The 19,830-nt window shown below is 71.5% G+C and carries 22 protein-coding genes and 1 tRNA gene; 8 read left to right on the top strand and 15 right to left on the bottom strand.

Features of this window, described 5'->3' with window-relative positions:
• Positions 1 to 50: 50 nt before the first annotated feature.
• Together ACZ7GX_RS32370 and ACZ7GX_RS32365 are read right to left on the bottom strand one after the other, a co-directional pair.
• Positions 51 to 1,346: an MFS transporter gene (locus ACZ7GX_RS32370; RefSeq protein ID WP_498782228.1), complete on the bottom strand. Its 1,296-nt coding sequence runs from the start codon at positions 1,344 to 1,346 to the stop codon at positions 51 to 53.
• Entirely contained in the window at positions 1,343 to 2,701 is a 1,359-nt protein-coding gene (locus ACZ7GX_RS32365) for an MBL fold metallo-hydrolase (RefSeq protein ID WP_498782226.1), read from the bottom strand. The genes ACZ7GX_RS32370 and ACZ7GX_RS32365 overlap by 4 nt, the downstream gene beginning before the upstream one ends.
• 76 nt (positions 2,702 to 2,777) lie before the next feature.
• Here ACZ7GX_RS32365 and ACZ7GX_RS32360 point away from each other — a divergent pair, with 76 nt between their 5' ends.
• Positions 2,778 to 3,434, top strand: coding sequence for an ArsR/SmtB family transcription factor (locus tag ACZ7GX_RS32360; RefSeq protein ID WP_498782224.1), 657 nt, complete (start codon positions 2,778 to 2,780; stop codon positions 3,432 to 3,434).
• A 220-nt stretch (positions 3,435 to 3,654) separates the two neighbouring features.
• On the opposite strand, the gene ACZ7GX_RS32355 is transcribed toward ACZ7GX_RS32360, so the two are convergent.
• From ACZ7GX_RS32355 to ACZ7GX_RS32310, 10 genes are all read right to left on the bottom strand, one after another.
• Entirely contained in the window at positions 3,655 to 4,017 is a 363-nt protein-coding gene (locus tag ACZ7GX_RS32355; RefSeq protein WP_498782222.1) for a DinB family protein, read from the bottom strand.
• 216 nt (positions 4,018 to 4,233) lie between these two features.
• A complete protein-coding gene (locus ACZ7GX_RS32350) occupies positions 4,234 to 5,145 on the bottom strand; it encodes a tyrosine-type recombinase/integrase (protein ID WP_498782220.1) in 912 nt (303 codons plus the stop codon).
• Between the two features lie 117 nt (positions 5,146 to 5,262).
• Positions 5,263 to 5,336 (bottom strand) — tRNA-Pro (locus tag ACZ7GX_RS32345).
• A 176-nt stretch (positions 5,337 to 5,512) separates the two neighbouring features.
• Positions 5,513 to 6,631: a sensor histidine kinase gene (locus ACZ7GX_RS32340; RefSeq protein WP_498782218.1), complete on the bottom strand. Its 1,119-nt coding sequence runs from the start codon at positions 6,629 to 6,631 to the stop codon at positions 5,513 to 5,515.
• The gene (locus tag ACZ7GX_RS32335) at positions 6,625 to 7,281 is read right to left on the bottom strand and encodes a response regulator (protein ID WP_498782216.1); all 657 of its coding nucleotides are present in this window, start codon (positions 7,279 to 7,281) and stop codon (positions 6,625 to 6,627) included. Before ACZ7GX_RS32335 ends, ACZ7GX_RS32340 begins: the two co-directional genes overlap by 7 nt.
• 49 nt (positions 7,282 to 7,330) lie before the next feature.
• A complete protein-coding gene (gene der, locus ACZ7GX_RS32330) occupies positions 7,331 to 8,737 on the bottom strand; it encodes a ribosome biogenesis GTPase Der (RefSeq protein WP_498782214.1) in 1,407 nt (468 codons plus the stop codon).
• Positions 8,734 to 9,378, bottom strand: coding sequence for a lysophospholipid acyltransferase family protein (locus tag ACZ7GX_RS32325; RefSeq protein WP_498782212.1), 645 nt, complete (start codon positions 9,376 to 9,378; stop codon positions 8,734 to 8,736). The genes der and ACZ7GX_RS32325 overlap by 4 nt, the downstream gene beginning before the upstream one ends.
• Positions 9,375 to 10,103: a (d)CMP kinase gene (gene cmk / locus ACZ7GX_RS32320; protein WP_498782210.1), complete on the bottom strand. Its 729-nt coding sequence runs from the start codon at positions 10,101 to 10,103 to the stop codon at positions 9,375 to 9,377. Before cmk ends, ACZ7GX_RS32325 begins: the two co-directional genes overlap by 4 nt.
• A 573-nt stretch (positions 10,104 to 10,676) precedes the next feature.
• Entirely contained in the window at positions 10,677 to 11,306 is a 630-nt protein-coding gene (locus ACZ7GX_RS32315; protein ID WP_498782208.1) for an FMN-binding negative transcriptional regulator, read from the bottom strand.
• Positions 11,307 to 11,381: 75 nt separating this feature from the next.
• Positions 11,382 to 12,488 carry a DUF1015 family protein gene (locus tag ACZ7GX_RS32310; protein WP_498782206.1) on the bottom strand — a complete coding sequence of 369 codons (1,107 nt, stop codon included), beginning with the start codon at positions 12,486 to 12,488 and terminating at the stop codon, positions 11,382 to 11,384.
• A gap of 19 nt (positions 12,489 to 12,507) precedes the next feature.
• Here ACZ7GX_RS32310 and ACZ7GX_RS32305 point away from each other — a divergent pair, with 19 nt between their 5' ends.
• From ACZ7GX_RS32305 to ACZ7GX_RS32285, 5 genes are all read left to right on the top strand, one after another.
• Positions 12,508 to 12,990, top strand: coding sequence for a cation:proton antiporter regulatory subunit (locus ACZ7GX_RS32305; protein ID WP_498782204.1), 483 nt, complete (start codon positions 12,508 to 12,510; stop codon positions 12,988 to 12,990).
• Between the two features lie 5 nt (positions 12,991 to 12,995).
• Positions 12,996 to 14,180, top strand: coding sequence for a cation:proton antiporter (locus ACZ7GX_RS32300; RefSeq protein WP_498782202.1), 1,185 nt, complete (start codon positions 12,996 to 12,998; stop codon positions 14,178 to 14,180).
• 140 nt (positions 14,181 to 14,320) lie between these two features.
• The gene (locus ACZ7GX_RS32295; RefSeq protein ID WP_498782200.1) at positions 14,321 to 15,511 is read left to right on the top strand and encodes a S8 family serine peptidase; all 1,191 of its coding nucleotides are present in this window, start codon (positions 14,321 to 14,323) and stop codon (positions 15,509 to 15,511) included.
• Between the two features lie 19 nt (positions 15,512 to 15,530).
• Positions 15,531 to 15,752, top strand: a complete 222-nt coding sequence (locus tag ACZ7GX_RS32290; protein WP_498782198.1) for a hypothetical protein — start codon at positions 15,531 to 15,533, stop codon at positions 15,750 to 15,752.
• 145 nt (positions 15,753 to 15,897) lie between these two features.
• Positions 15,898 to 16,809 carry a mechanosensitive ion channel family protein gene (locus ACZ7GX_RS32285; protein WP_498782196.1) on the top strand — a complete coding sequence of 304 codons (912 nt, stop codon included), beginning with the start codon at positions 15,898 to 15,900 and terminating at the stop codon, positions 16,807 to 16,809.
• Positions 16,810 to 16,956: 147 nt separating this feature from the next.
• Here the strand turns inward: ACZ7GX_RS32285 and ACZ7GX_RS32280 are convergent, their stop codons facing one another.
• Positions 16,957 to 17,433 (bottom strand): DUF3592 domain-containing protein, encoded by a 477-nt coding sequence (locus tag ACZ7GX_RS32280; RefSeq protein ID WP_498782194.1) that lies wholly within the window; start codon positions 17,431 to 17,433, stop codon positions 16,957 to 16,959.
• A gap of 83 nt (positions 17,434 to 17,516) precedes the next feature.
• Entirely contained in the window at positions 17,517 to 17,864 is a 348-nt protein-coding gene (locus ACZ7GX_RS32275) for a DUF6401 family natural product biosynthesis protein (RefSeq protein WP_498782192.1), read from the bottom strand.
• A 49-nt stretch (positions 17,865 to 17,913) separates the two neighbouring features.
• Between ACZ7GX_RS32275 and ACZ7GX_RS32270 the strand changes: the two genes are divergently transcribed.
• A complete protein-coding gene (locus tag ACZ7GX_RS32270; protein WP_498782190.1) occupies positions 17,914 to 18,399 on the top strand; it encodes a DUF6319 family protein in 486 nt (161 codons plus the stop codon).
• Between the two features lie 106 nt (positions 18,400 to 18,505).
• Here the strand turns inward: ACZ7GX_RS32270 and ACZ7GX_RS32265 are convergent, their stop codons facing one another.
• Positions 18,506 to 19,213, bottom strand: coding sequence for a helix-turn-helix domain-containing protein (locus ACZ7GX_RS32265; RefSeq protein ID WP_498782188.1), 708 nt, complete (start codon positions 19,211 to 19,213; stop codon positions 18,506 to 18,508).
• Positions 19,214 to 19,604: 391 nt separating this feature from the next.
• Between ACZ7GX_RS32265 and ACZ7GX_RS32260 the strand changes: the two genes are divergently transcribed.
• Positions 19,605 to 19,826 carry a hypothetical protein gene (locus ACZ7GX_RS32260; protein ID WP_498782186.1) on the top strand — a complete coding sequence of 74 codons (222 nt, stop codon included), beginning with the start codon at positions 19,605 to 19,607 and terminating at the stop codon, positions 19,824 to 19,826.
• The last annotated feature ends 4 nt before the right edge of the window (positions 19,827 to 19,830 follow it).

The following is a 19,830-nucleotide window of genomic DNA, read 5'->3' as shown; positions in this document are numbered from 1 at the left end:
GGCGAGCAGGTCCGCTCCGATGGTGCCGCGGCCGAGCCCGGCGGGGACGCTCACGACGTGTCGTCCTCCCGGGAAGGTGAGCGGTGGCTCGGCGGGTGGGTTTCGTACATGCGCACGGCGACGATCAGGCCGGAGGCGGCGGTGACGGCGGCGACCACCCACACGGCGACCCGTATGCCCGCGAGGTCGGCGACCACGCCCGACAGGAGCGCGCCGACGGCGAACCCGCCGTCGCGCCAGAGCCGGTAGACCCCGACCGCACGGGCGCGCCACGCGGGGTGGGCGACGTCGCCGATGGTGGCCAGCAGCGTCGGGTAGACCATCGCGGTGCCCGCGCCCAACAGCACGGCGGCCACGGCCCAGGCGGCGAACGTGTGGGCGACGGCGGTCAAGGCGAGGGCGGCGGCCTGCACGAGCATGCCCGCGGTGATGAGGTGCTTGCGTCCCCACCGGTCGGACAGCGGTCCGGTGACCAGCTGCCCGAGTCCCCACACGGCGGGGTAGAGCGCGGCCAGGACGCCGATCCGGGCCACGGACAGCCCGGCGGTGGCGAACAGGATCGGGAACAGGCCCCAGGCCAGGCCGTCGTTGAGGTTGTTGACCATCCCGGCCTGGCTGGTCGCCGACAGCGCGGGTTCGCGCACGCTGGTGTGGGCGAAGACCTGCCGGTCGGTGAGGTCGGCGTGCAGGTGGTCATGCCGTCCGTCGGCGCGGGCGGTGTGCCGTCCGGCCTCGAGTCGCGCGTGATCACGGGTTTCGCGCACGAAGAACACCGACAGGCCGAGGCCGAGGGCGGCGTAGGACAAGCCCAGCAGGAACGGCGCGGGCCGCAACCCGTAACGAGCGGCGAGGTAGCCGGTGGCCAGCGCGGTCACCGCGACCGCGACGTAGCCCGCTGCCTCGTTCAGACCCATCGCCAGCCCGCGGCGTGACGGTCCGGCGAGGTCGATCTTCATGATCACGGTCGTGGACCAGGTCAGCCCCTGGTTGATCCCGAGCAGCACGTTGGCCGCCACGACCCAACCCCACGACGGCGCCCAGATCAGCATCAGCGGCACGGGGATCGCGACCAACCACCCGGCCACCAGCACCGGCTTGCGCCCGTAGCGGTCGGAGAACGTGCCCGCGACGTAGTTGGTCGCGGCCTTGGTCACCCCGAAGGCCAGCACGTACGTCAGCAGGAACGTGTAGCCGGTCAGGTGGAACGCCTGCTCGGCCAACGGGGACAGCACCGTGCGTTCCTGCCCGAGCACGCCGCCGACCAGGGCGTTGACCCCGACCAGCAGGCTGAACTGGGCGAGGTTCGCCCGGATTCCCAGCCGCGGGGTCGACGGTGCGGTGCTCACGCGCCGGTCTCCAACGAGCGGCCGGTCGCCGAGGCCCAGTCGCCGGGTCCGCCGGTGAGCACGGCGAGGTCGCGGTGACCGGCGCGTTCGAGCAGGCTGGCCGCGCCCATCGCGCGCTCACCGTGCCCGCACATCACCACCAGCGGCTCGGCGCCCACTTCCTCCACGCGGCCGACCAGATCGCCCAGTTCGACGTGCAGGGCTCCGGGAACGTGCCCGCCGGCGAACTCCGACGCCTGCCGGATGTCCAGGACCGCGCCCCGCACGTGCTCCGGACCGACCAGCCGGGTGCCCGTGGTCGGGTGCCCCGCCGCGGTCCAGGCGTCCAGACCGCCCGCGAGTTCCCCGACGAGGTTGGTGTAGCCGATCTTGGCGGCCTGCCACGCGGTCTCGACCGGATCCTGATCAGCTCCTCGCACGATCACCAAGGGCCGGTCGTGCGGGGCCAGCCACCCCAGCCAGGACGCGAACACCGGCCGCAGCGGGATGGACAACGCCCCCGGCACGTGGGCGGCGGCGAAGGCCGGCACCGGCCGCACGTCGACCAGGTGCGCCCCGTCCGCCAGCAAGGCCCGGACGGCGTCGACCGCCAGCGGCTTCAGCGCCGGCGGCCCGTCCAGGATCGCGGGCCCGCGGCGGTTGACCTCGCCCAACCGCAGGAAGTACGGCGGGAAGCTGCCCAGCGAGCCCACCAACCGGGCCACGAAAGCGTCCTCGTCCTCGACGGCCAGCAGCGGGTTGGTGGCCTTCTCCCGACCGATCGTGCTGACCCGGTCCGCGCCGGGCGGCGCCGAGCAGAACGATCCGGCGCCGTGGGTCGGCCACACCGCCACCTCGTCGGGGAGCTCGGCCAACCGCCGCAACGACGCGCACTGGGCGCGAGCCAACGCCTCGGTCCGCTCCGGCGAGACCAGGTCGGTCCGCGCCGCCGCACCCACCAGCAGCGAACCACCCGTGAACACACCGACCGGCCGGTCACCGTCGAGCAGGAGGAACGACAGGTGCTCGTGCGTGTGCCCCGGCGTGCCCAGCGCCCTCAGCCGCAACCCGCCCAGGTCCACCTCGTCACCGTCGCGCAGTCCACTGTGCGCGAACTCGCGATGCCCGTCCGCCGAGGCCAGCACCCGCGTGTCACCGATCGCCGACAGCTGCCGCGAGCCGGAGAGGAAGTCGGCGTGCAGGTGGGTGTCCGCGGCGAACGCCACCGACAACCCCCGACGACCGGCGACACGGGAAACCTCGCGCAGGTCGATGCTGACATCGACCACCAGCGCCCGACCGTCGCCGAGATCGACCAGGTAGGCGGAGTTGCCCAGCCCTTCGTCGACGAGCGGAACGACCTCGACCGTGCCCACGGCACCTCCCGACTCCACCGGCGGAACGTCCCGCCGCACCCATGTTCTACACTATTCCAAGGATGATTGGAGAATCATGGGTGACCGGGACGCTAAGACCGCCTTGTTCGAGCAGTTCGCCCGCGTGGGCAAGGCACTGGGCAGCGGCAAGCGACTGGAACTGCTGGACCTGCTCGCGCAGGGTGAGCGCAGCGTGGACTCGCTGGCCCGTGCCGCCGGGCTGGGCTTGACCACCGCCTCAGCGCACCTGCAGACGCTCAAGAACGCCGGTCTGGTGACCACCCGCCGTGACGGCACCAAGATCTACTACCGGTTGGCCGGGGACGACGTGGCGGCGTTGTTCGCACTGGTCCGGGCCGTTGCCGACGACCACTTGGCCGACGTCGCGATCGCGGCCTCCGCCTACCTCGGCGGCCCAGCGACCGACGAGGTGGACCGCGAGGAACTCCAGCGCCGCGTCCACTCCGGACAGGTCACCGTGATCGATGTGCGGCCCCGCGAGGAGTACGCAGCCGGCCACATCCCGGACGCGCTGTCGATCCCACTCGACGAACTGGCCGACCGACTCGCCGAACTCCCCGCCGACCAGGACATCGTCGCCTACTGCCGCGGCGCCTACTGCGTCCTCGCCCACGACGCCGTCCGCCTGCTCACCACCCACGGGTTGACCGCCCGACGCCTGGCCGACGGGATGCTCGAATGGCGCCTGGCGAACCTGCCGGTGGCTACCTGAGCACTACTTCGAGGTTTCCGCGTGGCCTCCATGGTCGGAGATCCGGGCCACGCCCCAGGAGTGCAGTGCCTGGATTAGCTCCGGGCCGGACGTGCGGAAGTCCAGCACAGCGCCGTTGCCGAGGACCCGTCCGACGTCCACGGCTTCGAGGTGACAGACCATGGACTCGAACCGTGGTCACGTCGAAACGGCGAACTCCGTCAAGCTGGATCACCAAAGGTCAACTGGCGGGGTGGAAGTCGAAGTGCTGGACGGGGAAGCGGTACACGTCGGCCAGGGTCATGAAATCTTTATAGAACGGATCCCAGCGCGTCGGGTAGTGCATGCCGCGAGCGAGTTCGGCGTCCGTCTCGTGGTCGAGCCGTCGGTGCAGCGCGGCGATCACGCCATCGCAGAGGCCGGCCATGTGGCGACGTCGCAGCACTGAGCCGCCGAGCCACGAGCCGGCGTAGTTGACCACGTCGAACGGCCTGGTGGCTGCGTTGAGCAGGCGCGCGAAGCCTCGGCTGACCGCGGGCGGGAGCCGGTCGAACAGGCGCACGAGGGCCAGCAGCGCGCGGATGATGAGGAACCCGACGAGCATGTGGAACAGCAGCTGCCGGTTGTTCCACCGGGTGCCGTTGGACCTGCGGCGCAGGTTGGCGGATCACCAACATCCCGGCGGAAAATCGCTGGTCCGACCTGGGACCGTCTGCGTGTAGCCCTGCCAGGGATTCGAACCTGCACACCCCCGCCGGCGCGACTCCGAGACTCAGACATGTTCGCCGATCCCCATCCGCAGTTGCGTCTCCTGAGCCCGCTAGGCAGCCGCGCTCTCGCCGTAATGGCGGGGCATGTCCTCAGAGGTCCAGCCGAGCAGCAGCATCAGGTCGCCGGAGTCGCCGCCGGCGCATTTCCACTCGTGGGCGAAGTTGTGCCGCCAGCGATGGGCGTGGACGCCGGTGAGACCCGCGGCCAGGCCGCGGCGCTTGAGCATGTTTTTGATGCCGTTCGGCGCGAAGCGGCGGATGCCCCGTTCGGCCAGCCACAGATCCGGTAGGTCGGCGGCTTTGCGCTTGGCGCGGGCGCGGAGGTAGCGACTCAGGGCACGGGCGGTTTTCGGGCCGAAGCGGACGCGGCGGTCTTTGTTGCCCTTGCCGTGGTAGTGGGCCGAGTCGGTGTCCATGTCGAGGTCGTCGAGGGTGAGGTTGCCGACCTCGGAGAGGCGAGCGCCGGTGTTGTAGTAGAGGCGGATGATGGCCTCGTCGCGGAGGTGTACGAAGTCCTTGCCCTTGCAGGTGTCCAACACGCGCTTCGTGTCGTCGTCGCGGATGACCGGAATGAGCTTCTTCCGCACCTGGGGTTGCTTCACCCGTTCCATCGGTGACCGGTCGATGTCCTCCTCGTCCAGCATCAGCCACTTGAAGAACTGCTGCAGGCCCTTGTGCTTATTCAGCGCGGTGGCACCCGAGCGGGTCTCGATCATCCACGCCTGGAACGCTTCGACGTGGGCCTTGGTCACTTCGCACGGGTCGTCGGCCGCGTCGTCGGCATCCGGGTCGGGCGAGTACTCGGCCAGGTAGCGGGCCAGTTGGGTGGCGGCGAGGAGGTAGTTGTAGCGGGTGGTCTCCGGGTGACCGGCCGAGCGCAGGGTCCGGTCCCAGTCGCGCAGGTAGCCCGTCCAGGTCTTCGACAGGCCGGTGGTGATCTTGGTCAGGTCCAGCAGAGGCATCGCGGAAGTCCTCCGAGTCAAGGTGTCGCTGAGCGGCGTGCTCGACCTCGAAGAACGAACCAAGATCATAAAAAGAGGGCCCTCGCAGTGTCTGACCTGCGAAGACCCTCTTGGCCGTCGGGACGACAGGATTTGAACCTGCGACCCCTTGACCCCCAGTCAAGTGCGCTACCAAACTGCGCCACGTCCCGGCCGCATCCCGTTGTGGGGTGCGCGCATAGCTTAGCGCACTCCCAACGGGCCTCCGACACGACCCCCCGGGTTGGTCGATCAGGCGGCCTACCTGCGGAAATGGCAGGGGCCCGCGCTTGGCGGGCCCCTGGTCCCCTCGGTCTCGCCGTTCCCCCGGGCGACGCCTCTCGAACTACTATGCGTTCGCCGGGTTTCGTGCACTACCGCCGAAAGTCGAGTCATCTGCGTCAACTTTCGACGCACCCGTCGGTAGGGTCGCGTCGATCACGAAGCCGCCGTCGGCGCGGGCCGTGGTGGTCAGGGTGCCGCCCGCCTGGGTCACCCGCTCCTTCAGGCCGTGCAGGCCGTGGCCGCCCTGGTCGGACGGTGCCGGCGGGGTCGAGGGGCGGTCGTTGGTCACGGTCACGCGTAGGCGATCGTCCTGTTGCGACAGTCGCACGTGGACGGAGGCGTCGGGGGCGTGTTTGGTCACGTTGGTCAGCGCTTCTTGCACCACGCGGTAGGCCGCGCGGCCCGTGGCTGGTGGTGGGGGATGTTCGCTTCGGTCTTCGTAGTCGACCGTCAGGCCGGCTGCGCGCGCCCGGTCGATGAGGGACGAGAGGCCGTCGAAGCCCGGGCTCGGCTCGGTGTTGAGGAGTCCGAGCGCCGCACGCATCTCGGCCAGGGCCTCCTTCGCCAACGCACGCAGGCGCAGGGCGGTGTCGCGGGTCTTGACGTCCTCCGTGGTGGCGGCGAGGGCGGCCGACTCGACCGCGATGAGGGTGGCGTGATGACCTACGGCGTCATGGATCTCACGGGCGATCCGGGCACGTTCCGCCGCACGGGCGCCGTCCTCGCGCGCCTCCACCTCGGCGATCCGGGCCCGGGACGCCTCGGCGAGGCTCGCGGTCAGCTCGCGTCTCGTCGTGATCAGGGCCCCGAGCGCGGTGGGCGCGCCGGCCACGAACAGGCTGAACGCGAACGTCAGGAGCGCGGCGCCGGGAGCCAGGCCCTGGCTGACGACCACCACCGTGGACGGCAGCACGGTCGCCACGGCCACCCAAGTGATCATCACCGGCACGGTGGACTTGCGGCCGATGCGGTACAGGGCGACGACGGTGGGCGGCAGCCCCAGGCCGCCGACCAGGCCGGGCAGGCACGCGAGCGCCGCGACCCAGGGCCGCCACCGGCGCACCGGCAGCAGCGCGCACGCCGCCAGCGCCGTCGGGATCGACCACGTGTACGGGACGTGGTCGGCCAGCAGCACCATCGCGGCGGGCACCACGACGGCCAGGACCTCCAGGACGATCACCACGTGCCCACCTGGTGCGCGACGAGGGCGGCTTGGACGCGGTTCTCGACGCCGAGCTTCGTGAGCACGGTGGACACGTAGCTCTTCACCGTCGCCTCGCTGAGGCCGAGCGCCCCGGCGATGGCGCTGTTCGGCTGCCCGCTCGCCAGCAGTTCGAGCACCTGCCGCTCACGCGCGCTCAGGCCGTCGAGCTGCGGGCTCCGCCGCAGCCTGGCGGCACGCATCCTGGGCAGCAGCCGGGCGGTGATCCGGGGGTCGAGCACGGCTCCCCCGGCGGCCAGGTCGAGCACGGCGCGCACCAAGGCCTCCGGCTCGGCGTCCTTGAGCAGGAAGCCCTGTGCGCCGAGCTCCAACGCTGTGGTCACGTAGTCGTCCAGGTCGAACGTCGTCAGCACGGCCAACGCCGGCGGGTCGGGCCAACTCAACAGCGCCCTCAACGCGGCCAGCCCGTCCATGCCCGGCATCTGCACGTCGACCAGCGCCACGTCCGGCCGGCACCGGCGGACGGCCTCCAGCAGGCCGGCGCCGTCCGCGGCTTCCGCCACGACCTCGACCCGGCCGTCCGCTTCGAGCAGGACCTTCAGCCCCCGACGGAGCAGCGCCTCGTCATCGGCGAGGACCAATCGCACCGGCACGACGACAGGCAACAGCATTCCGCCTGCCGGAGCAACCCGCCGCGACGAACGGCCCCCGTCCGGCCGATCACTTCTTCGTGCGCTTCTCCCGCACCCGCACCGAGATGCGCACCGGGCTGCCCTGGAAGTCGAACTCCTCGCGCAGCTTGCGCTCGATGAACCGCCGGTACCCGGCCTCCAGGAAACCGGTGGTGAACAGCACGAACGTCGGCGGACGCGTGCTCGCCTGGGTGGCGAACAGCACCTTCGGCTGCTTGCCGCTGCGCACCGGCGGCGGGGTGGCGGCGATCAGGTCGCTCAGCCACGAGTTCAGCCGGCCGGTCGGCACGCGGGTGTCCCAGGAGTTCAACGCGGTCCGCAGCGCGGGCGCGAGCTTGCGCACCGCGCGTCCCGTCAACGCCGAGATGTTCACCTTCTCGGCCCACGGCACCCGGACCAGTCCGCGTTCCAGCTCACGCACCATCGCGTGGCGCCGGTCCTCGTCCACGAGGTCCCACTTGTTGAACGCCAGCACGCACGCGCGCCCGGACTCCACGACCATCGTCAGCACCCGCAGGTCCTGCTCGCTGATCGGCTCGGACGCGTCCAGCAGCACGATCGCCACCTCGGCGGACTCGATCGCGGCCTTCGTGCGCAGCGACGCGTAGTACTCGGCGCCGGACGCGAAGTTGACCCGCTTGCGCAGCCCGGCGGTGTCGACGAACCGCCACACCTCGTCGTCCAGCTCGACCAGCGAGTCGACGGGATCGACGGTGGTGCCCGCGACGTCGTGCACGACCGAGCGGTCCTCCCCGCTGAGCCGGTTGAGCAGGGACGACTTGCCGACGTTCGGCCGGCCGACCAGCGCGACCCGGCGCGGGCCGCCGCGGACGGCCTCGTAGGTCTCGCGCGGCGTCTCGGGCAGGGCCTTGAGGATCGCGTCGAGCATGTCGCCGGACCCGCGTCCGTGCAGGCCGGACACCGGGATCGGCTCGCCGAGGCCGAGCGACCACAGCGACGCGACCTCGGACATCAGCCGCTCGTCGTCGACCTTGTTCGCGACCAGCAGCACGGGCCGCTTCGACCGGCGCAGCAGCTTGACCGCGGCCTCGTCGTTGGTGGTCGCGCCGACGGAGGCGTCGACCACGAACAGGATCGCGTCGGCCGTGGCCATCGCCAGTTCCGCCTGCGCGGCGACGGAGGCCATCATGCCGACCGCGTCGGGCTCCCAGCCGCCGGTGTCGACCACGGTGAACTTGCGGCCGTTCCACAGCGCGTCGTAGGCGACCCGGTCGCGGGTCACGCCGGGCACGTCCTGCACGACCGCCTCACGTCGGCCGATGATGCGGTTGACCAGCGTCGACTTGCCCACGTTCGGGCGGCCGACCACGGCCAGCACGGGCATCGGCGGCGTGCCGCCCTCCTCGCCCTCCACCGTCTCGTCGAACGCGGTCCAGTCGGACTCGTCCGCCCAGGTGCCGTCCAAGTCCGTCATCTGACTTCTCCTCGCTGACTGTCGAGCTCGGCCACCAGCGTGGCCAAGCGATCGCGGACCTGCTCGGTGGCCTTCACGAGCGCCTGGCGACCCTTGTCGCTCGGCAGCTCGAACGGCTCACCCACGAGCACGTCCACCACGGGCCGGAACCGCCGTCGGGTTCCGGGCGGGCGCAGGGTGCCCCGGCACGCGACGGGCACGACGACCGCGCCGGTCGAGCGGGCGAGCCACGCCGCGCCGGCCTGCGCCTCGGCCACGTCGCCCGTGCCGCGGGTGCCCTCGGGGAACACGCCCACCACGCCACCGGCCCGCAGCACCTTCTGCGCGGCGAGCAGCGGCGCCCGGTCGGGCTCGCCGCGCCGCACGGCCAGCTGGCCGATCTTGCGCAGCAGCGTGCCCGCCACGCCCTTGAACATCTCCTGCTTGATCAGGAACACCACGCGCCGGGGCAGGAGGCCGAACAGGATCGGCCCGTCCGCCATCGAGCTGTGGTTGGCCACGACGACCACGGGGCCTTCGAGCGGTATCCGCGAGACGCCGCGCGCCCGCACGCGGAACAGTGCCCGCAGCGGTGTGCGCCCGATCCACCGGCCGACGTCGTGCAGCCAGGGCGCCGACCCCTCGGGGAGCTGTCCGGTCACCCGCGCACCCGTCCGCTCGGCTGGGCCAGCAGCCCGTGGGCGTCCACCAGGTCGAGCAACGCGGCCAGCGTGCCCGGGAGGTCGAGCGACGTCGTGTCGAGCACGACCGCGTCGTCGGCGGCGCGCAAGGGCGACACCGCGCGTGACGAGTCGTAGGCGTCACGCCGCTGCACGTCGGCGAGCGTGGCGTCCAGCGTGGACTCGCGGCCGGACGCGCTGTCCTGCTTGGCGCGGCGTTGGGCGCGGGCCTCGGCGTCGGCCGTCAGGTAGACCTTGAGCGGCGCGTCGGGCACGACGGCGGTGCCGATGTCCCGGCCTTCCACCACGATGCCGCCCGCCTGCTCCAACGCCTCCGCGATGATCCGGCGCTGCTCGGCGACGAGCAGCTCGCGCACCGCGGGCACGGCCGAGACCGGCGACACGGCCAGCGTGACCTCGGGGCCGCGGATCTCGGCGCCGACGTCCGCGCCGTCGAGGACCGTGGTCGAGCGGTCCGGGTCGGTGCCCTGCACGACCAGCGCGGCGCTCGCGACCTCGGCGACCTCGGCCGCGTCGGCGAGGTCGACGCCGGCGCGCAGCACGGCCAACGTGACCGCGCGGTACATCGCGCCGGTGTCGAGGTAACGCGCGCCCAGAGTGGCCGCGAGCCGGCGCGCCGCGGAGGACTTGCCGGTGCCGGAGGGCCCGTCGAGGGCCACCACGCCACGCAGCTCACCGTGTTCCACGGGATTTCCTCCTCAACGCGACGACGGTCGTCAACCTCTGATTGTGCCTGGTGTGGCCCGTCACACCCGCATCAGGGCCAGTCCTCGCCCTTGTCGACCGGGCAACTCCCGCCCGGTCACGCCGGACGCCGCCGGTGGGGCGAGGAAGATCACGGGCGCGCCTTCCGGCGTGACGAGGGTGGCGCGTGGGCCACGACGTCGGCTCCGGTTTCGTGTGGGGCTGCTCGGTATGGCGGTCAGGCCGGCAGCACCACGTCGACCTTGACCGCAGGCCCCCTTGCCCAGAGTGGGTGTATCGAGGGCACGCGGTCTCAGAGGCACCGGGGGCGCGCAGCCTCGCCTGGGACGTCGGCCCGTTCTGCGATGCACGGCGCTGCGCGGGGGACCTCGATGCACCACCCTGGGCAGGGGACCTCGATGCACCACGCTGGGCAGGGGTTCTCGCTGCACCCACGCTGCGCAGGGGTCCTCGCCAAGGGGACCCCTGCTTTTATCCTGCCGGCAAGGTCTGACGGTGTGGGCGCTCGCGAGCCAGGCTGTGGACTACTCGTCAAAGGGCCGGGAAGCTGTGGACTACTCGGCGGCGGCCGGTTGACGCCGGGCCCGGTCGACAGCGGCGGCGGAGGCGTCGTCGCCCTCGGCCCGCAACCCGGCGACCACGCCGTCGACGTCGGCCGAGGGCCGGTTCTGGCTGAGCTTCCACTTGGCCTCGACCCGGGTGATGGCCACCTCGACCCCCACCACGGCGCGCAGCTGGCCGGCGATGAACTTCCCCGGCGCGTCGTCCACCGCCCAGGGCCGCTCCCGACCGGCTTCGTGCTTCCCGGTCAACTCCCGCACCGCCCGCCCGACCCACTCCGGATCGTCGTGGAACGTGACCTGCCCGTGGACGTGCGCGGTGATGTAGTTCCACGTCGGCACGACCCGCCCGTGCTCGGCCTTGCCCGGGTACCAGGACGGCGAGACGTAGGCGTCCGGCCCGCGCACGATGACCATCCCCTCCCCCACCACCGGGAGCCGCCAGTGCTCGTTGTTGCGGGCCAGGTGCCCTCGCAGCACCCCGGCCTCTTCGTCGTAGACGAACGGCAGGAACGTGGCGACCAACCCCCGCTCCGTGGCGGTGACCAGGTCGGCCGCGCCGTGCCGCCGGAGCAGGTCACGGACGGACTCGTCGTCGGGCGCGAAGTGAGCGGGCACGTACACGTCACCAGCGTGGTCGCCGAAGTGGTATCAGGAAATAGCCACTCACCATCAAACCGAGAGTGCCAGTCGACGGCCTCAGTCCAAGTCCGCGAGCAACAGCCCGCTGCGCGGCTTCGGCGTGAAGTAGGTGCTCTTGCGCGGCATCCGACCGCCCGCCTCGTGCACGGCCAGCACGTCCGCCAGCGGCACGGGCGCGATCAGCAGCACGGCGTCGACCCCCTCGGCGGGCACGTCACCCGTCACCGGGCGCACGTGCGGGCTCTCCGGATCCAGCCCGAGCGCCTTGTCCAGCAGCACCGCCTCGACGAACGCGTGGTCCACGCCGGCCGACGGCAGCTCGACCCGCACGGCGGACGACCCGGCCACCACGACCACCACACCCGGTGACGGGCGGGTCGCCGCGTCGACCGGCGTCACCACCAGCCCGAGCCCCCGCCACGCGACCACCATGTCCGCCAGCGACAGCCCGCTGCCCGCCACGGCCCGGTGGATCGGCCCGATCCGCAGGTCCGGACCGGCCGTGACCAGCGCCAACAGCCCCGACAGCCCGGCCGACGCCGCCACCCGGTGGTTGCCGTCGGCCACCATCAGCGGGTGCTCGCCCGCGGCGTCCAGCAGGGCGTCCTGCCGTTCTCCCGGACCGACGAGCCACAGCCAGTGCCGCCGCCCGCCGGGATCGACCACGGACACGGCGGGCTCGTCGTCGACCTCCGCCACCAGCCGGGTCAGCCGGACCTCGCGGGCCACGGGCACCAGCATCGCCGCGCTCGTCACGCAGCCGAGGCCGGCCAGCACGCGGGCGCGTTCGGCGACGACGTCCGGGTACACCTCCTCGGTGTGCCCGACCGCGGCCGGGTCGACCATGCACAGCAGTCCGTGGGCGGTGCCGTCCGGCCCGTCCACCCGGTACGGCGCGACCACGTCCCGCACCTCGCGGTAGGCGTTGCGCCGCAGGTGGGCGAGTTCCGCGACGGCGTGCGGCAGGGCGTCGAGCAGGCTCGACCCGGCGGCCAGCGCGGCGGGCGTGCGGTGCGGGTGCTGGACCGCGAGCAGCGTGCCGGGACGGGCGCGGGCCAGCGCGGCGACGATCCGCTCCGGCTCGGCGAACTCGTCGACGTCCGGCCCGGGCACGCGGTCGCGCACGACCCAGCCTCGATCGATCGGGCGAACCAGTCCTGTCACTCGACTAGGATCACATGGTGTGAACGTCGAGGTGACGCCGCTTCCGGGGATCGGCACCCGTCAGGACTTCATGATCCGCGCGGGCCGACGGATCGGGGTGATCACGCACCGTGACGGCAAGTTCGAGCTGATCGTCTCGTCTCTCGACGACCCCGACGACTGCACGGCGTCCATAGCGCTGACGCCCGCCGAGGCGAGCACCCTGGCCGGGCTGCTCGGCTCGCCGCAGCTCGTCGCGCACCTGCAGGAGCAGCAGCGCGAGGTCGCGGGGATCTCCACCAAGCAGTTCCCGATCGTGCCCGGCTCCCGGTTCGACGGCAGCCCGCTGGCCGAGACCGAGCTGCGCACCCGCACCGGCGCGTCCATCGTGGCCGTCGTGCGCGCGGGGTCGGTGCACCCGTCGCCGCGCCCCGACTTCGTCTTCCAGGGCGGCGACCTCGTGGTCGTGGTCGGCACGGCGGACGGCCTCGGCGCCGCGGCCGAACTGCTGGGCGGTGGCTGAACACCTTGCACAGCACCGCACTCGCGCTGATCCAACTCGGCGCGGTCTTCTTCGGCCTGGGCCTGCTCGGCAAGATGGCGTGGCGGATCGGCATCTCCCCGATCCCGCTCTACCTGATCGGCGGCCTGGCCTTCGGGCAGGGCGGCCTGGTGCCGTTGCACGGCATCGAGGACTTCACGCACCTCTCCAGTGAGATCGGCGTCATCCTCCTGCTGCTCCTGCTCGGCCTGGAGTACTCGGCCGCCGAGCTCGTGACCGGGCTCAAGCGGTCGTGGACGGCCGGGCTCATGGACATCGTGCTGAACGCGACGCCGGGCGTGATCGCGGCGCTGATCCTGGGCTGGGGGCCGCTGGGCGCGCTCGCGATGGGCGGCGTCACCTACATCTCGTCGTCCGGGATCATCGCCAAGGTCCTCGGCGACCTGGGCCGGCTGGGCAACCGGGAGACCCCGGTGGTGCTGTCGGTGCTGGTGTTCGAGGACCTGGCGATGGCGGTGTACCTGCCGATCCTGACCGCCGTGCTGGCGGGCGTGAGCTTCGTCGGCGGGCTGACCGCGGTGGGCATCTCCCTGGCGGCCATCACGGTCGTGCTGGTGATCGCGCTGAAGTTCGGCCGGTACGTGTCGGCGCTGGTGGACAGCCCCGACCCGGAGGTGTTCCTGCTCAAGGTGCTCGGCGCGGCGCTGCTGGTCGCCGGTGTGGCGTCCGAGCTCCAGGTGTCCGCGGCGGTGGGCGCGTTCCTGCTCGGCATCGCGATCTCGGGGTCGACGGCGGAGAACGCCACCCGGATGCTGGAGCCGTTGCGCGACCTGTTCGCGGCGATGTTCTTCGTGGTCTTCGGCCTGAACACCGATCCGGCGTCGATACCGCCGGTGCTGGCGCTCGCGGTGGCGCTGGCCGTGGTGACGACGCTGACGAAGGTGGCCACCGGGTGGTGGGCCGCGCGGCGGCAGGGCATCGGTCGGATGGGCCGGGCGCGGGCGGGCGCGGCGCTGGTGGCGCGCGGCGAGTTCTCGATCGTGATCGCGTCGCTGACGGTGGCGTCCGGCGCGGTGGACCAGCAGCTGGCGGCGTTGGCGACGGCCTACGTGCTGCTGATGGCGGTGCTGGGGCCGGTCGCGGCACGCGTGGTGGAGCCGTTGGCCAGGAAGTTCACCCGAAAGCGTGGTCCCGCACCGGCGACGGCCTGACCTGTATCTCCTCGGGCCCCGACGGCTCCACTACGGCATACGAACACGCTCGGCGCTCGCGGCCAACTCTTCCGGCCGATTGAGCCCGAGCGTGATCCGGCGCTACACCTGACTGCCGTCCAACCCCGAAGGGGGTCGTCATGTCACAACCAACGGAAGCCGAGACGACCGGCCGCTTCCTCGTGCTCCTCGACGACAAGTCGGTCACGGCCGGCGCGAGGGAGATGAACCGGGTCGCCGGGATCAGCGCCGCGAGCACCGCGGACTCGGCCACCGGGGCCGAGGTCGCCGCTGCCGATGGCGTCATCTTCCAGGACCTCGGCATCGCGGTGGTCAACGCGACACCGGACCAGGTCCAGCAGCTGACCCGGGCCGCCGAGGCGCCGGGCCCGATCTCCGTGGTCGAGGCCGAACGGGTCGTGCACGCCTACACCGCGCCGCCCGACACGACCGCGGCGCCCGCCGTGGACGAGTCGGTGTTCACGTGGGGCTTGCAGGCCGTCGGCGCGAACATCAGCTCGGCCACCGGCAAGGGCGTGCGCGTCGCCGTGCTCGACACCGGTTTCACCGTCGCGCACCCCGACTTCGCGGGCCGCACCGTGATGACGCAGTCGTTCGTCCCCGGTGAGACGGTGGACGACGCGCACGGCCACGGCACGCACTGCATCGGTTCGGCCGCGGGCCCGCGCAAGGCCGCCAGCGGCGGTCCCGGCTACGGCGTCGCGTACGAGGCGGAGATCTACGCGGGCAAGGTGCTGTCCAACCAGGGCAGCGGCACCGACAGCGGCATCCTGGCGGGCATCGAGTGGGCCATCGCCAACGGCTGCGCGGTCGTCTCGATGTCGTTGGGCGCGAGCGTGCGACCGGGCACGCCGCACTCGCAGATCTTCGAGCAGGCCGCCATGCGCGCGCTGGCGAAGGGCACGTTGATCATCGCGGCGGCCGGCAACGAGAGCAACCGGCCGGGCAAGGTCGCGCCGGTCGGCCACCCGGCCAACTGCCCGTCGATCCTCTCCGTCGGCGCGGTGGACGTGCAGCGGGCGATCGCGTTCTTCTCGTGCGGCACGGTCGACACCGTCGGCCAGGTCGACATCGTCGGCCCCGGCGTGGACGTCTACTCCAGCTGGAACAAGGAGGACGGCGGCCTGGGCATGCACAAGCGCATCCAGGGCACGAGCATGGCCACGCCGCACGTCGCGGGCGTCGCGGCGCTCATCGCGGAGAAGCACGACGCGCGCGGGTGGGAGCTGTGGGCGAGGCTGGCGCAAACCGGTCGTCGCCTGGGCTTGCCTTCCACGGATGTGGGTGCAGGATTGGTGCAAGCTCCCTGAGCCCCTGACGGAGGCGCCCGTGGACAAGGTCGTGGTCTCGGTCGCCGACGACAGCGTGGCCGACCTGCCCACCGTCGTGGCGGCGTTGCGTGACGCCGGGATGGTGGTCGAGCAGGTGCTGGAGGGGTTGGGCGTGGTCACCGGGCAGGTCGCTCCGGGGGTGGGCGACCTGCTCGGTGCCGTGCCCGGCGTCGCGCACGTGGAGGTGGACCGGGCGGTCCAGCTGCCGCCAGAGGTCTGACCAGGGCGTTTGCCGGGCGGGAGGTTCCGCCGATCACGGTGCGCCTTCGCCGGCGTCACCCGGTCGGAGGACGAGAGGTTTGGCGTGGCCACCTCGGGTAACCGGTTGCTGGAGACGAACCGGTCGACCGAGGAGGTCGAAGACGATGAAAGCCCTGCTCGCCGCGCAGACGGTGCAGGCCCAAGGCATCGGTGACGCCACCGGTGACGCCCTGCGCAACGTGGTGACCTTCCTGCCCAAACTCGTCGGATTCCTCGTCGTGCTGCTCATCGGGTGGATCGTCGCCCGGGTGCTGCGCGCGGCGGTGAAGAAGCTGCTGGCCCGCCTGCACTTCGACCGCGCCGTGCAGCGCGGTGGGCTCAGCGACGCGATGGCGCGCTCCAAGTTCGACGCCTCGGGGCTGGTTTCGCAGATCGTGTACTACGCGGTGCTGCTGATCGCGCTCCAGATCGCGTTCGGGATCTTCGGCTCGAACCCGGTGAGCACCCTGCTGACCGAGATCGTGGCCTGGCTGCCGAGGGCGATCGTCGCGATCGTGATCATCGTGGTCGCCGCCGCCATCGCGCGGGCCGTGCAGGACATCACCTCGCGTGCGCTCGGCGGGCTGTCCTACGGGCCGACGCTCGGCAAGATCGCCTCGTGGTTCATCATCGCGCTCGGCGTGATCGCGGCGCTGAACCAGATCGGCGTCGCCACCACCGTCACCACCCCGATCCTGATCACCATCCTGGCCACGGTCGGCGGTATCGCCGTCATCGGCGTCGGCGGTGGCCTGATCAAGCCCATGCAGCAGCGGTGGGAGGGCTGGCTGACGAAGGCCGAGAACGAGGCGCCGCAGGCCAAGGCGCAGGCCGAGGCCTACCAGCGCGGCCGTGAGGACGTGCAGCGGACGGCGCAGGGCGTGTCGCCGGCCGAGCAGACCACCCGGATGACCGAGACCCCGGCGCACGCGGCGAGCATGCCGACGCCGCCGGTGGGCCAGCCGATGCCGCAGGCCCAGCCGACCCGACCGGTTCAGCCGCACCCCGGCCAGTTCCCCCCGGGCGAGCAGCGCTGACCGGCGCCACCGTCCGCTGACAACCTGAGAACGCTACGCAGGGGTCCTCGCCAAGGGGACCCCTGCTTTTATTTTGCCGGCACCCACCGACAAAACGGCAGGCCGAAGCGCCGCAGGCGCGTTCAATGCCACCGGTGCCGACCCGGGTCAGAGGAACTGCTCAGGCAGTCCGCCGGGGCGTCGATGGCCGGGCTCCGCGGAACTCCACGTGCGACCGCCGCCCGGGCCCAGCCTGCTTCGCCGCGCTCTCCGCTCGGCCGCCAAGTCCCGGAACACCGAGTTGACGGTCGATACCACGGCCAGACCCACGAGGAACGTGAAGGCGATCGACGTGACGCGGTCGTCGTCGTAATCGGCCCGCGTCGGGTCGCGCGGGTGGTAGCGGATGGCCACGAGGTCCCCGGGACGGCGGGCTTCGCCTTCCTTCGGGAGCGTGGCGGTGACCGACCGGCCATCGGCGGTCGTGAACCGCACCACCGGCCGCCACGGGGGATGCGTCGCCTTGCTGTGCTCGACGCGCACCACCTCGGCGTCGACCGAGACCGTCGTCAGCTCCGTCGCGACGTAGACGACGCCGAGGACGAGACCGCCCAACGCGGCGATCACCTTCAAGGCTGTGTTCACCTTCACGCCCCCGCGGTCGGCTCCCGACCTCAGGCTAGCCGGCGTGACGTGGTGCGATCGGCGTTTCCGCGCGAGACCTGGCCCTAGCCTTCCAACGCCGGTTCGTCGCGCCGGGCGAGGTGGCAGACGGAGGCCAGTCTCAGCGTCAGCCAGTCCGCGTTCGCCCAGTCCACGATCGCCGGCGGCTCCCAGCCCTGCGCCTTCGCCTCGTCGAGCACGCCCTTGGCGTACCCGGCCAGCAGCACCGCGCCGGCCACCGCCGCCGCCGGCACGCCGAACGCGAGGATGTCGCGCACCGCCGCACCGTGCTGGTCGATCGCCGCCAGCACCCCCGGCGCCAGGACGCCAGGCGCCAGCACCGCCGCAATTCCGAGTTCGTCGCTCAACCGGTCCAAGAACCGGCGAGCGGGGAAGTCCCTCCAACCGCTCACAAGGCCGACACCCTACGCTGTGCGGGGCAATCGACCCACCATCGAACACGTGTTCTATGATCACGCCGGGTCGAGCCGGATGCGCAGAGAGGACGACGAGAACGTGCAGGCGGACACGCTCGTGGAGCAGGAAGAGACGGTGGACGCCGAGGCGCCCGCCGCACCCGTGCAGCAGGAGGTCGCACCCGTGGCACAGGCAGAGCAGCCCGAACAGCCCGCGGAGGCCAAGCCCGCGGCGAAGCGGCCCAAGTCGACGGCCAAGAAGACCCGCACGGTCGAGCTGACGCTGACCGTCACCGGGACCGCCGACGGCGAGTGGCAGGCAGACCTGGTGCACGGCACCAAGCGGGTCGTGCAGGGCCTGACGATCTCGGCCGCGGCGGTGTCGCGGGCGGCCAAGGAGCTGCACGACGACATCGCGGGCGGTATCGACGAGGTCATCGAGGCGGCCCGCGCCCAGCACCGCACGCGGATGGAGGAGCTGGAGGCCGAGCTCGCGAAGGTCAAGGCCGCGTTGGCCGAACTGAGCGACTGACCTGCCCGGGACGGGTGCCGCCGCCCGAGCGTGAGCGACGGCACCCCTTCCTCAGCGTGACGGGTCGAGCACCAGCCGCCGTCACCCGACGATGCCGGGCATCGCCTCAGCTCTCCGGGCCGAGAACGACCGCCATGCGCTGGAGGAGGTAGCCCGCGCACCAGCGCGCTTCGGTGTCCTTCGGGTCGACAGCCTCCTTGGCCAACTTGGTCGCGAGCCGCCGGGGTTCCGGCGCGCCGGCGGGGTCGTCGGCGACCGCGAGAGCGACCTCCCAAGCGCACTGAGTCAGCCGGGACACCTCCGACGCCAGGCACAGCCGCCGCACGACACCGTCGGTCTCCAGCACGCTGACCACGACGTCGGCGTTCTCCCTGCCCGGCAGGAAACCCAAGATGCTCACCGCGTTGGCCCGCAGCGTCGACGTCTCCCCGCTGACGGCCCATCGCCGGAAATGCCCGATCGCTTCCGGCCCCAGCACGGGAGCCACGGCCGCGTCGATGGAACTGGACGTCGGCCCCTGGGCGAAGATGTCCGGATTTCCGCTCTCCACGGCCTGCTGAATGTGTTGCAGTTGTTCGGGGCTTTCGATCTTCCGCAGTCTCGGGTGGTTGATATCCGCTCGATACACGCCGACCCCTAATGCTCGTTCGTACGCCGCTACGACTTCCAGCGTAACCGGGTTGACACCGGTCTCGACCAGTCCCAGGTACGACTTCGAGTAGTTGGTCGCCTGCGCCATGCGGGTGAGGGAGAACCCGGCGTACTCCCTGGCAGCCCTCAGCCGTGTGCCCACCACGTCGAGACCTTGTGCCACAGCCTGCCCCTTACTTCACGCGATACCAGACGGTAGCGCACCTCATACCAGACCGCTCGCAGCTGCACGAGACCAGACACCACCAGACCGCCGACCAGACACCGCCAGACGCGTCGATCACGGCCGCCGCTGGGCGAAGCCGATAGGAACGGAGTCGCTCGCGGCAGTCGAACGGTCGCGGGCCAGGCGAACATCGCGATCGCACGGTGGGATGGGGACGATGTGGTGGGCAATCCTGGTGTCGATCGGTGTAACGACGCTCGTAGTGGTGCTCGTGCGCTTTCACCGATGCGTCCGCTGCAACTGCCACGACTGCCGAAGCCGATTCCCGTGGCTCCGCCGTGCGAGCCGCAGCAGCGATACCACGTGACAGAAAGGGAGTTGTCCGCAGATGGCACAACCAGCAGACGCGATCGAGCAGACGTCGTATCTCCGGATCACCAGTGAGGCAGAATTCAAGGAATTCATCACCGCTGACGGCGATTACGAAGTCAGCTTCGGCACGGCGGCGACTGTCGCACTCACCCCCGACGCGGCGGAGAAGTTCTTCTGGATGCTCAGCACCAGGATCCCGGAGCTGCGCCGGCTGGCCGGAACGTTCAGCCTCAACTGACCGA

Source organism: Actinosynnema sp. NPDC037264 (assembly GCF_055603705.1).
Note: the sequence above shows the minus strand (reverse complement) of the source record. Positions and strands in the feature narration are given on the sequence as shown.

Coding starts and splice junctions, on each gene's coding strand:
- ACZ7GX_RS32355 (WP_498782222.1), bottom strand. CDS start 4,017: ATGCTCGTCGGGTTCCTCATCATCCGCGCGCTGCTGGCCCTCGTGCGC.
- ACZ7GX_RS32335 (WP_498782216.1), bottom strand. CDS start 7,281: ATGCTGTTGCCTGTCGTCGTGCCGGTGCGATTGGTCCTCGCCGATGAC.
- ACZ7GX_RS32350 (WP_498782220.1), bottom strand. CDS start 5,145: ATGCCTCTGCTGGACCTGACCAAGATCACCACCGGCCTGTCGAAGACC.
- ACZ7GX_RS32260 (WP_498782186.1), top strand. CDS start 19,605: ATGGCACAACCAGCAGACGCGATCGAGCAGACGTCGTATCTCCGGATC.
- der (WP_498782214.1), bottom strand. CDS start 8,737: ATGACGGACTTGGACGGCACCTGGGCGGACGAGTCCGACTGGACCGCG.
- ACZ7GX_RS32360 (WP_498782224.1), top strand. CDS start 2,778: ATGGGTGACCGGGACGCTAAGACCGCCTTGTTCGAGCAGTTCGCCCGC.
- ACZ7GX_RS32295 (WP_498782200.1), top strand. CDS start 14,321: ATGTCACAACCAACGGAAGCCGAGACGACCGGCCGCTTCCTCGTGCTC.
- ACZ7GX_RS32285 (WP_498782196.1), top strand. CDS start 15,898: ATGAAAGCCCTGCTCGCCGCGCAGACGGTGCAGGCCCAAGGCATCGGT.